The 12,170-nt window shown below is 43.0% G+C and carries 11 protein-coding genes; 2 read left to right on the top strand and 9 right to left on the bottom strand.

Translation table 11 applies throughout. The annotated features are described in order from the left end of the window. Positions 1 to 62 precede the first annotated feature (62 nt). From ACJYYY_RS05235 to ACJYYY_RS05205, 7 genes are read right to left on the bottom strand one after another with little or no spacing between them, the layout of a single operon-like run. A complete protein-coding gene (locus ACJYYY_RS05235) occupies positions 63 to 1,076 on the bottom strand; it encodes a Gfo/Idh/MocA family protein (protein ID WP_035313114.1) in 1,014 nt (337 codons plus the stop codon). 23 nt (positions 1,077 to 1,099) lie between these two features. Next, positions 1,100 to 2,488, bottom strand: coding sequence for a sugar porter family MFS transporter (locus ACJYYY_RS05230; protein ID WP_035313127.1), 1,389 nt, complete (start codon positions 2,486 to 2,488; stop codon positions 1,100 to 1,102). 44 nt (positions 2,489 to 2,532) lie between these two features. Further along, complete coding sequence (gene iolE, locus ACJYYY_RS05225) at positions 2,533 to 3,414, bottom strand: myo-inosose-2 dehydratase (RefSeq protein ID WP_035313112.1); 882 nt, start codon at positions 3,412 to 3,414, stop codon at positions 2,533 to 2,535. A gap of 10 nt (positions 3,415 to 3,424) precedes the next feature. Next, positions 3,425 to 5,332, bottom strand: a complete 1,908-nt coding sequence (gene iolD, locus ACJYYY_RS05220) for a 3D-(3,5/4)-trihydroxycyclohexane-1,2-dione acylhydrolase (decyclizing) (protein WP_035313111.1) — start codon at positions 5,330 to 5,332, stop codon at positions 3,425 to 3,427. A gap of 12 nt (positions 5,333 to 5,344) precedes the next feature. Next, positions 5,345 to 6,325 carry a 5-dehydro-2-deoxygluconokinase gene (gene iolC / locus ACJYYY_RS05215; protein ID WP_035313109.1) on the bottom strand — a complete coding sequence of 327 codons (981 nt, stop codon included), beginning with the start codon at positions 6,323 to 6,325 and terminating at the stop codon, positions 5,345 to 5,347. A 21-nt stretch (positions 6,326 to 6,346) separates the two neighbouring features. After that, positions 6,347 to 7,153, bottom strand: a complete 807-nt coding sequence (iolB, locus tag ACJYYY_RS05210; RefSeq protein ID WP_035313107.1) for a 5-deoxy-glucuronate isomerase — start codon at positions 7,151 to 7,153, stop codon at positions 6,347 to 6,349. A gap of 14 nt (positions 7,154 to 7,167) precedes the next feature. Then, positions 7,168 to 8,628 carry a CoA-acylating methylmalonate-semialdehyde dehydrogenase gene (locus ACJYYY_RS05205; RefSeq protein ID WP_035313105.1) on the bottom strand — a complete coding sequence of 487 codons (1,461 nt, stop codon included), beginning with the start codon at positions 8,626 to 8,628 and terminating at the stop codon, positions 7,168 to 7,170. A gap of 286 nt (positions 8,629 to 8,914) precedes the next feature. Between ACJYYY_RS05205 and ACJYYY_RS05200 the strand changes: the two genes are divergently transcribed. Both ACJYYY_RS05200 and ACJYYY_RS05195 read left to right on the top strand, forming a co-directional pair. After that, positions 8,915 to 9,682: a DeoR/GlpR family DNA-binding transcription regulator gene (locus ACJYYY_RS05200; protein WP_035313102.1), complete on the top strand. Its 768-nt coding sequence runs from the start codon at positions 8,915 to 8,917 to the stop codon at positions 9,680 to 9,682. A gap of 14 nt (positions 9,683 to 9,696) precedes the next feature. Then, positions 9,697 to 10,086, top strand: coding sequence for a tautomerase family protein (locus ACJYYY_RS05195; protein WP_035313100.1), 390 nt, complete (start codon positions 9,697 to 9,699; stop codon positions 10,084 to 10,086). A 77-nt stretch (positions 10,087 to 10,163) separates the two neighbouring features. Here ACJYYY_RS05195 and ACJYYY_RS05190 read toward each other — a convergent pair whose 3' ends face one another. Both ACJYYY_RS05190 and nagA read right to left on the bottom strand, forming a co-directional pair. After that, entirely contained in the window at positions 10,164 to 10,874 is a 711-nt protein-coding gene (locus ACJYYY_RS05190) for a glucosamine-6-phosphate deaminase (RefSeq protein WP_408869198.1), read from the bottom strand. A 1-nt stretch (position 10,875) separates the two neighbouring features. Next, entirely contained in the window at positions 10,876 to 12,018 is a 1,143-nt protein-coding gene (gene nagA, locus ACJYYY_RS05185; RefSeq protein ID WP_408869197.1) for an N-acetylglucosamine-6-phosphate deacetylase, read from the bottom strand. Positions 12,019 to 12,170 lie beyond the last annotated feature (152 nt).

The raw sequence follows: 12,170 nt of genomic DNA, 5'->3' as shown, positions 1-12,170 counted from the left end.
GACTTTGGTTACGAGATGATACGGCTGACTAGCACTGCCAATTCAAGATAAACCTCAAATTTTCACCGATAAAAAGCTGGCATTTCCTCAAGGTCAATTTTTTCTTCTTGACCACTCGTCTGCGCAGCGATACATGCATCTGCAGTGACTGCGGCAATATATCCATCCCAGGCTGACGGGCCTGTTGGTTCACCTTTGGTTTTAAGTGCATCGATAAATGCTTGTAATTCAACGTCATAAGCACGTGTGAAACGGTCCTTCCAATCGGCTAAAATTGATTGGCGCAATTGACCGCTTTTACGTGTGATAATATTTGAGAATTCGGGTAATTTAACAATGCCGTCTTCACCAACAATTTCACATTGAATATCATAACCATATTGACAATTCACAAAAATTTCGACTGTTATAATGACGCCGTTTTTCGTTTTCAACGTTGCAATTTGCGGATCACGTAGCCCTTCACGTGCCTGTTTCGTATTACGAGGGAAATCGATTCGCACCGATTGATAATCATCCGCAATTAACCAATGCAACACATCAATTTCATGTATCAGTGTATCTGAAATCGCCATCTCCGTTGAGTAACGTTCATCGACCGTCGGATTTCGATGAGCACAATGGACCATTAGTGGTGCCCCAATCGCATGGTTTGCAATAGCCTCTTTCAAGCCGAGGTATCCTGCATCGTAACGGCGCATAAAACCAACTTGCACAAGCTTGGTGCCAGACGCCATCTCAGCAGTCACAATTCGTTTTGCTCCAGCTGCTGTTGCCGCTAATGGCTTTTCACAAAAAACAGCTTTCCCGGCCGCTATCGCCGCCAAGACGCTCTCCTCATGAGCAGGCCCCCAACTTGTAATAACCACAGCATCCACATTATCCGCCGCTATTAAGCGATGATCATCCGGATATACAACCGCATCTAGCCCATACATTTCAATCGTATCTTGTGCAGCAACTTGATTCACATCAGTGACTGCCACAATTTTCGCACCTGCTATTGTGTTCGTTAAACGATCAATATGTTCGCGTCCAATTGCACCTGTACCGATGACACCAATTTTTAATACCATTTCAAATTCCTCCTCAGTTGTCTTTATTTAAACTTGACGTGGTTCTTGAAGAAATATTCCAATTGTTCTAAGCTATAGCCTTTTGTTTCTGGCAAGCATTTGCGAACAAATATAATTGCACCGATACCCAGAACAGCAAAGACGAAGAAGGTGTTCGAGAGACCAAAGCCATCTAATAAAATCGGGAATGAAAAACCGACAAGAAAGTTAGTGATCCATAAACAAAAGACAGTCACACCCATCCCTAAGCCACGTAATTTCAAAGGGAAAATTTCGGATAACATTAACCAAGTAACCGGTGAAATCGCCCCTTGTTGAAAGGCTAAAAAGGTAACTGTTAACGATAAAACAACGTAAGGTAATGCTGGTGAGCCTTCCAATAAATATGAGAAAACACCGATGAGTGTCAGTGCAATTGTCGTTCCAACTAAACCGATGGTTAACATCGGACGTCGACCAATCTTACCTAACAACCAGATTCCAACAAATGTTGCTAAAACCGAGATGACACCATTAGCAATATTACCAATAATCGCTGCCTGCGTTTCAAAACCGGCATTTTTTAATATTTGTGTGCCATAATACATGATTGAGTTAACACCTGTAATTTGTTGGACGATGGCAATCCCAATCCCGATAAAGACAATTCGTCGAATCCACGGAATTGATAAATCTTTCCAACGTGCTTTTTGAATCGCATCCTCTTTTTGAAGATGCTCTTTGATTTCTGCTAGCTCCTCATGTGCCACATCTTTTTTACGAACTTGCAACAAGACGGCTAAGGCTTCGCCAAACTTCCCTTTTGATGCGAGCCAACGGGGACTTTCTGGCATCACTAACATCCCAAACCATAAAATGACAGCAGGAATCGTTGCGATGACTAACATAAAGCGCCAAATATGACTCACATCACCAAAGGCAGTAGCTAACAAGGCGTTAAAGGTAAAGGCCATCAACTGCCCGGTGACAATCATCAACTCATTAATTGTCACCATTCGACCACGTCTATGCGCGGGTGACATTTCTGATAGATAAGCCGGCACCGTTACCGATGCACCACCGACTGCCAAACCGAGTAAAACACGACTAATGACCATCACTTCAATATTCGGAGCAATCGAACAACCAACTGTTGCGATAAAAAATAGTATCGCTAAATACATAATCAACTTCCGCCGACCCTTATTATCTGAAAAATGCCCACTGATGATGGCTCCAAAGGCCGCACCGAACGTTAAGGAACTTGCGACAAGACCTTCCGTTACAGGCGTCAAGTTTAATTGATCAGATGCCGCCATATATGGCAACGCTCCATTGACTACTCCTGTATCATAACCGAATAATAAACCACCAAAAGTGGAAATCCAAGTGACCAAACGCAATCGTTTGTTAGGTGATTGTTGTTGCTTCATCGTCTTACCGTCTGCACTCATTTCTAAAAACCTCCTAGGTTAGGTTAATTGCCCATTAACTTATCATCAATATAGCGACGTGCAATCAAAGCGTATTCAAGTGGATTGGCAACAGCGGGATCCTGCTCTGCTTCTACAATAATCCAACCGTCATACTGCATCGCCTTAATCCGTTTGTACAGTGGCTTGAAGTCAATCACACCATCACCCGGGACGGTGAACATGCCTGCTAAAAAGGCCTCTGTAAACGAGTGACCTTGAGCTTGGCTAGCCGCCAAGCTATGAGCCCGTACATCTTTGAAATGAATATGAGCAATCCGGTCACTATGGTCATCAAATAACATTAAGTAATCGCCATCAGACACATAAATATGGCCTGTATCAAATAATAAATGTACCTTCGACGGCGTTGTATTTTCTAATAAACGTGCCACTTCTGCACCCGTTTGAATGCCTGTCCCTAGATGATGATGATAGACCAGTTTTAAACCATAGGCATTCGCTATCTCGCCTAAGCGATCAAGACCAGTCGTTACGACCACCCATTCTTCATCCGTGAAAAAGGGCTTTGCTGTAAAAACGTTTTTCGTGGTCGCCTGTATGCTACCGGTTTGTTCTGAAACAACTGCAACTGTTGCGTTTACTTTTTTCAAATACACACAATGCTCGGTGAATGCCTTTTCAACTTTCTCGATGCCATCACGAATCAGATAGCTACTGAACCATTGTCCAGCTATTTCTAACTGACGCAATGCCAACTCTTTATTCAATGTGTCTGCATCAGGGAAAAAACCTCCCACTTCCGTCCCTTCAAAGTTAGCAACAACAATGTCGCTTAACAGTTGTTGTAAAGTATTAGCTTTACCAAGTTCAGGCAAATCATCGTTGCGCCATCCAATTGGTGCAATCCCCCATTTTATTGTCATCAAATTCCTCCTAATAGCGTTTCGCATCGCGTAACTGCAGTTCTTTCGCTTGATACGCGGCTCGTACACTTGCTTTATTTGACACCGCCGCTACACCGACGTGCCACCATGAATCATAGCCATCTGACATTGTTTTAGGCAGTACTTTTATATCAATCACGGTTGAAACTGTTTGCATTTGCGCATCTTTAAGAGCTGCAATTAGCTCTGTTTTCGTCGTGACGCTATAACCTTTGGCACCATATCCCTCTGCCACTTGTGCATAGTTTATTTTCATAATAGTATCGTGCTCATTACGCAACTCACAGCAATAACTGTCACTTCCATGGGCCATTTGCAAGTTATTGATACAGCCATAACCCGCATTATCAAACACGAGCAGATTGATTTTTTTATTGTATTGCAAAGCCGTCACTAACTCAGTATGAAGCATCAGAAAACTACCGTCACCGACCGCCGCGTACACTTCTTGCTCAGGCGCGGCCAACTTTGCTCCCAGAGCGCCAGCAACTTCGTACCCCATACACGAATAACCATATTCTAAGTTATAGGTCAATGGAACCGTCGCTTGCCATAAGCGTTGCAAGTCGCCTGGCAATGAACCTGCTGACCCAACGATAATACTAGTCGGATCAACCGTATCATTGACGGCTATTAAAGCGGCTGTTTGCGTTAAGTTCGTTTGCAGTGCATCCGCATATTCATTCAAAATTGTTTGTGAAAATTGCCCCTTAATTTCAGGTTCAAATCGCTCTCTCTCAAACACAACTGTCGCTAAACGCTCACGTTCTGCTTGCCACTGCGCTTTATACGTCTGTAACTGATTGCCATAAGCTGTTTGATAATCACCTAACTGTGCGGCGATTGCTTCCAGTCCAGCCCGCGCATCCGCTACGACTTGAAACCCCTCCCATTTATAAGCTTGCATACGATTAATATTAATGTTTATAAATGATGTATTTTTCCCAAAGGCTGTCTTTGATGAGGTTGTAAAATCACTGTAACACGTTCCAATACCGATGATGAGATCAGCTTCGGCAACGACTTGATTTGCTGCGGAAGTACCCAATATCCCTGTACCACCCAAGTTGTAAGTGAAGGCGCTACTAATCGTCGCTTTGCCAGCCTGTGTTTCAACCAGTGGAATACTGTGTTTTTCAGCTACTGTTTGCAAGATGGCCGCAGCACCTGAATACCGTGCCCCTCCACCGACAACAATCACTGGTCGGTGACTGTTTTGCAGACGTTCAACAGCACCTGTCACTTCACGCTGTGTCGGTAGTTGCCGATTCACATAATGCACGCGTTTGCGAAAAAAATTAACATCGTAATCATACGCTTCTGCTGCCGTATCTTGTGAAAGACAAAGGGTTGCTGGTCCTGCTGTCGCCGGATTCGTCATCACTTCAAACGCACGCAATAAACTACTCATCAATTGCTCCGGTCGCTGAATACGATCAAAATAACGCGACACAGCTGGAAAAGCATCATTTGTCGTTAGGGCATAACTCGCTTCGTGTTCTAATTGTTGCAACGCCGGATCAGGTTGGCGCGAGGCAAATGTATCTGCCGGCAACAGTAACATCGGAATATTATTAGCGAAGGCGGTTGCTGCCGCGGTTACTAAATTGGCAGACCCCGGACCAGCCGAAGCAGTCACCGCGAAAATACGGCGTCGATTCAACTGTTTACTAAAGGCCATTGCCGCATGAGCCATCCCTTGTTCATTTTTCCCTTGGTATACTTGTAAATGACCCGGATCTTCTTGTAACGCTTGGCCGATTCCAAGAACATTGCCATGTCCGAAAATAGTAAATACACCCGCGACATACGGTATTTCTTCGCCATCAATCGCAATGTATTGTTGGTGTAAGAACTTCACTAATGCCTGCGCCGTTGTTAAACGTATCGTTTCCATTTATGTACCTCCTTATGGTTGGTGACTTGCAATTAACGCTTCGATGGCAGCAACCGTCGGCATCGCATCAGATGAGCTATGTTGACTAACAACGATTGCAGCTGCTGCACTCCCATACTTAAGTGCCGTATCAATCGTTTTTCCCTCTAACAGTGCATAAATAAAGGCGGCCGCATACGAATCACCCGCACCAAATGTTTTTAAGACTTTTGTTCGGTAAACCTTACCGTCAAACACCTCGCCAGCCTTTGTATAGGCATACGATCCTTCGACGCCATGCTTAATCACGATTAATTGCGCACGTTGCTTAAACAAATCCGTGATGGTTGCTTCATTTTCGCCGCCGTCATGGTTTTCCAAGCGATCGAATTCGTCACGTGTTCCAATAATTATATCCGCTTCATTTGCTACAAGCCTGTAATAAACGGCCGTATCGACTGCAGAACGCCACGTATAAGGACGATAGTCCAATTCAAACACGATCGGAACCCCATGTTTTTTCGCATAATTGACGGCTGTCAAAATCGCCTCGCGCGAGGGACTTGCTGCTAATGCTGTTCCAGACACGAGTAACAAACGCGATGCTTTAATAGCGGACTCACTCACTTCAGTTGCTTCAAGATAAAGATCCGCAACTTCATCTCGATACATTAAAATGCTACAGTCGGATGGACTTTTAATTTCAGTAAACGCTAGTCCCGTTTTATGTCCCGCTGAATCAACGACCGATTCATCCATCTGAACACCCGCAGTTGTCATATACGTTTTAATAAAACGACCGTGTTGATCATCTGCCAACTTCCCAATAAACGCTGGTTTCAACCCTAATTTAGCCAAACCAATCGCCACGTTGGCTGGTGAACCACCAACGTACTTTGCAAAGGTCATCGTCTCCTCCATCGGTCGATTATAGTCAACCGCATTAAGATCAATACAGGCGCGGCCCACAGCAACTAAATCATATTTTTTCGTTTCATCATTGTTAATTAGCATTCGCTCCAACACTCCTTCGAATTAATCTTTTGTTAACAACCATTCATGCGCTTCGTCATTATGGAATTGCCATTTCTTGACCGGTCCGGCCATCACATTTAAATAGTATGATCTGTAACCATCCGGCACAGCCACTGGATGATAACCGCTTGGTACGAGTACGACATCACCATTTTCAACAGTCATTGTTTCATCAATTGAACGATCATCAGTATACACACGTTGAAAAACAAACCCTTGCGGTGGATACATTTCGTGGTAGTAGGTTTCTTCGAGTAATGATTCAACCGGCAACTGATTGCGGTCATGTTTATGCGGTGGATAACTTGACCAATTCCCACCCTCTGTATACACCTCTACCACCAATAATCGCTCAGAGATATCGACTGAATCCGGTAAAATATTATGCACAAGACGTTGATTTGCTCGTTTACCACGATGTTCTATCGTATTAGTTACTGCTGCAATAAAGGTTGTTGGCAATTCTTTTGTTGATGGTGCATAAGCGAGGACGACTTTCGCCTCGCTATCTGCACGAATACCAAATTGATGTCCCGCAGACACGTAAACGCTGTCCGTTGGCCGTTTGTCAAACACAGATTGACGGGTGCCTATTTTGTTAAATTGATGATGTCCTTCTGTTACCGTAATTTTTCCTGTCAACGCCACAATGCAACACTCTTGTTCCGTAAGTGTTTCTAGATAGGCTTCACCTTCTTCGAGTGCTAACACTTTTAAACTAACATAGGCTAGAGTTGAATTCGTCTCATTCACATCGTGAACCAACTGGCCTTGTTGAGGATGAACCAATAAGTTATTGTCTGCCATTTTGATCACTCCCTTTAAATAAATGCTTTTGGATATCGCGCTGTCACTACTTTTTTACGGGTATAAAAGTCGATACTGTCTTTACCGTTCGCATGCAACGTACCAAAGAATGAGGACTTCCAGCCAGAAAATGGGAAAAATGCCATCGGAGCTGGTACACCAAGGTTAATTCCCAACATACCGGCATCGATCTTTTCACGGAAGTAACGGATTGCCGCTGCATTGTTCGTAAACAAACACGCACCATTTGCAAATTCTGATGTATTCGCCAAGGCGATACCGGCTTCCAAATCATCGACACGGACGATTGAAAGGACGGGGGCGAAAATTTCATCCTGCCAAATCGTCATCGCCGGCGTCACTCTATCAAAGATGGTCGGTCCCACAAAGTAACCTTCATCCGATCCTTCACCACGGCCATCACGAACAAGTTCAGCACCTTCAGCTATACCGATTTCAATGTATTTCTCGGTCCGCGCTTTACTCTCAGCACTAATAACTGGTCCTAAGAAAATACCGTCCTCAATGCCATTACCCATCGTGATGTCTGCTGTTTGGTTTTGTAGCTCTGTCACAAAGGCATCAGCCACGCTCGCTTCGACAGCAACAACTGCACAGGCCATGCAGCGCTCACCAGCGGATCCAAAGGCAGCTGATACAATGTTTTTTACTGCTTCTGGTAAATCGGCATCGCGCAATACAATCGTATGATTTTTTGCTCCAGTGAGTGCTTGTACTCGTTTCAGGTTATTACTACCAAGTTTGTATACATACTCACCGACTGGTTTTGAACCAACAAACGACAGCGCTTTAACATCAGGATGTTCTCCTAAACGATTAACGACGTCATGTGCACCATAGACGATATTAAGCACACCATCAGGTAAACCCGCCTCCGTAAACAACTCAACTAAACGAGCAGTTAATAACGGCGTCTTTTCTGATGGCTTCAAGACAAACGTATTTCCGAGCACAACTGCCATAGGGAACATCCAACATGGTACCATCATCGGAAAGTTAAACGGTGTGATCCCTGCAACGACACCAATCGGATAACGATAATTAGTCGCTTCGACATCGGTGGCAATTGATGCTAACGAATCACCCATCGATAGTGAGGGAGCGCCCGCAGCAAATTCGATATTTTCAATTCCTCGCTGGACTTCTCCTAAAGCTTCTGTTAAATTTTTACCATTCTCGCTAGTAATTATTTTCGCTAATTCAGCCTTATGTGCCACTACTAGGTTTTGGTACTTAAATAAAATCCGCGCCCGTTTCGGGACAGCCACTTGTCGCCATTGTTCAAAAGCTGTTTGCGCCACCGCCACTGCGTAATCAACGTCGGCTTTCGTTGAGAGTGGTACCCGTGCAATTTTTTCCTTTGTTGCCGGGTTGGTAACATTTTCGAACTCAGTGGTTTTACTGTTTACCCATTTACCACCAATGAAATTTTGGAGTGTTTGCATTTCAGTCATATTATTTCCTCCTCACTTTTTATGTTAACGCTTTCATTTTTTAGAAGCATAACGACTAACACCGGCACCCTCCTTCCATAGTTGGTAATCTTTTGGTAACCTTTCGAATACATCGTACATTCTTTTTATAACAATGTCAATGGATATCCTGTACAACCCTTTTTGCAATCTATCTAAAAGGAGTTCCCATTCCCTATTCACAATCTGTTGATAAACTTTTGGTAATGTGTTATCTTTTAGGTGAAGTGTTGTCACATTATCGTCACGAGCGAAAGGAGGATTGCGAATGAGAGCTAAACGACTCGTTGCTCTGAACTATTACATTCAACAAAGAAAATCGGTTTCACTTGATGAATTATGCTCCCATTTTAAGGTTTCTAAAAATACAATCCGCCGTGATATTAACCTCATTATCGCGAATGGCACGATTGAAAAAGTATATGGCGGTGTGAAATCACTCGTAAATAGCGAACTTGTGACATTTGAACATCGTCATATCACCAATCACGACAGTAAAGAGGCAATTGCAACGACGGCAGCCAGCTTGATTGAAGATGGCGATTTCATCTTTATCGATTCAGGTACAACGACAGTTGGTCTGATTGAGCAACTGCCACCTACAATTCAGCTAACTATTTTAACGAACAGTTTGGACATTATTAATGTGGGGGCAACCTTCCAAAACATCCGTTTATTACTCGTAGGCAACACCTACAAAGCAGAAACACGTTCCTTTGTTGGCCTTAATATGACACGGATGATTAGCAAGTACAATATCACCAAAGCTTTTATGGCTGCTAGTGCCGTTTCGATTGAAAACGGACTAACCAATTCCGACTTGATGGAATATGATATTAAGCGCACTATCGTTTCTCGGGCTACCACGACCTATTTATTAGCGGACTATTCTAAATTCAACAAAGCGACCTTACTCACCTATGCCGATTTTGAGGAGATTAATGTACTGATTACCGATAAACCTTTACCACCAGGCTACCAACATTTTTGCGACGCACATCAAATCACAGTTATCACTTCACCCATTACATATTAACAGGAGGAAAAAAGATGCCCTTATTTAAATTTGATATTCAGAAAGGTCGTACAGAAAGAGAAATAGAGCAGTTATTAGATGTCACGCATGACGCAATGGTCGAAGCGCTCGGTGTGCCATCTACCGATCGGTATCAGATTGTCAATCAACACTCGGCGAACGAACTGAAAATCAAAGATACTGGCCTCGGGTTAAAACGAACTAAAAACATCGTTGTGATAACGATAATTAGCAATAAACGGACACAACAGCAAAAACAACACCTCTATCAGTTAATCACAGCACGACTCGCGCTACACTGCGACATCGCTACAGACGATGTCATGTTTGCTCTCGTTGAAAATACAGATGCTGATTGGAGTTTTGGTCAAGGTGAAGCACAATTCATTACAGGTAAATTATAGTTGAGGTCACTCGTTCTGCTCAAAAAAAAGCGGTAGCCCTAGGACAAAGTTGTCCGGCTACCGCTTTTTTGTATGTATTATTTAGTCAATAAACTTGCCGCTGCTTCATCTAAGAAAACAGTTACATTTGGATGATTTTGTAAAGCTGTTGCTGGTACTTCATTTGTCATCGGTCCCTCAATCATCGCTTTAATTGCCGCTGCTTTTTCTTCACCAAAGGCGAGGAGCACAATTTTTTTACTATTTAGGATTGAACCGATGCCCATTGAGTACGCTTCTGTTGGCACTTCTTCGATTGAGTCAAAGAAGCGTGCGTTCGCTGCCAAGGTCTCTTCTGTTAACTGCACGCGTTGCGTAGTTCCTTCGAATGATGCACCCGGTTCGTTAAAGCCAATATGACCGTTTCCACCAATACCAAGTAACTGCCAATCGATTGGATTTTCTGCCAATACCTCATCATAACGCGCACATTCGGCCGCTGAATCTTTTGCTAAGCCATCGGGTAAAAAATGTTTTGCAAACGCAACATCATTAAATAAATGCTCATGCATAAAGTAACTGTAGCTTTGATCGTGATCGGCCGCTAGACCAACATACTCATCTAAGTTAACAGTTGTAATCGCTTTGCAATCAGGTTGTGCCTCACGCACATATTTGTAAAAATCAAGTGGTGTTGACCCGGTTGCTAAACCAACTGTTTTGATGTTACCGCTGTTAATATCGCTTGCAAATAACTCTGACACTTTTTTTGAAGCCTCGTCTTTTGTTTTGCTAATAATAATGTTCATCTTATTTTTCCTCCCATTGGTAGCGGCGTCCGATTGAATAGGTTTCAGCCACTTGTATATTTTTATCAAATAACACGAAATCCGCATCTTTGCCTACGACAATATCGCCTTTTTGTGTTAAACCAAATTCTTTTGCTTGGTTGTACGAAGTCATTTGGATGGCATCTTCAAATGAACAGCCTGTAAATTCAATCATGTTACGGAAAGCATCATCCATCGTTAAGACACTCCCCGCTAATGTACCATCTTCGAGACGCGCTTGTTTATTTTTAACGTAAACGGTTTGGCCACCAAGTTCTGACACCCCATCTTCTAATCCTTTGGCACGCATCGCATCCGTAATCACACTAATATGATCGACACCCTTCATTTGGAATGCAAGTTTGACCATATCAGGTGTCACATGAACACCATCGACAATTATTTCCGCCATGATATTACGTTCGAGCAAGGCATGTCCAACGGTCCCAGCTTCACGATGATGCAAGCCACGTGAGGCATTAAACAAATGCGTTGCATGACTGGCTTTACTTGGCGCTAATTGTTCACGCGTCGCATCGGTATGGCCCATTGAAGGCACGATGTTATGTGCAATTAAATAATCTTCAAATTCACGGGTATTATCATTCTCGGGCGCATAGGTTACTAAGCGAATCAAATTGTTTGCGGCTTTATTCCAGCGTTTGAATTCATCTAGCACTGGTGCCTTAATGTATTGTTCAGGCTGAGCACCTTTATGTTTAACCGATACATAAGGCCCCTCTAAATGAATCCCTTGAATTTGCGGTACTTTTTTCGCTGTTTCTGCTACTGTCGCTAAAGCGGCCTCAATTGCAGCCGGCGACTGTGTCATCGTTGTTGGAAAAATCGATGTGATTCCTTCTTGTAACATCGAATTAATTTGCACTTCTAATTTACTTGAATCGGCATCCATTGTATCAAATGAGTAGCCACCATGTGTATGCACATCAATAAAACCCGGTATAAGTTTAGCACCTTTGGGAGCATTAATAACTTCCTCATCTGCAACAGCAATATAATCATCCATTGAACCAAGTGCCTTTATTGTTTTATCAAATCGAACATAGCCGTTAGTAATAACCGCTTCGTGCGTATAAATGGTAATATTTTTAATAACTTTCATCATTTCAATCTCCTCCATCCACCAACTAAATGGGTCTATACCAATATCATAAAGTGTTCACTCTCATTTGTAAACCGTTTCCCCTTATTTTTTTATGTTTTGACTCATTAATTTGACATTTCTTCGTAACAGCTCCTTTTTGAGCCTTATTC

The organism is Brochothrix campestris (assembly GCF_046058945.1).
Classification (GTDB): Bacteria; Bacillota; Bacilli; order Lactobacillales; family Listeriaceae; genus Brochothrix; species Brochothrix campestris.
Note: the sequence above shows the minus strand (reverse complement) of the source record. Positions and strands in the feature narration are given on the sequence as shown.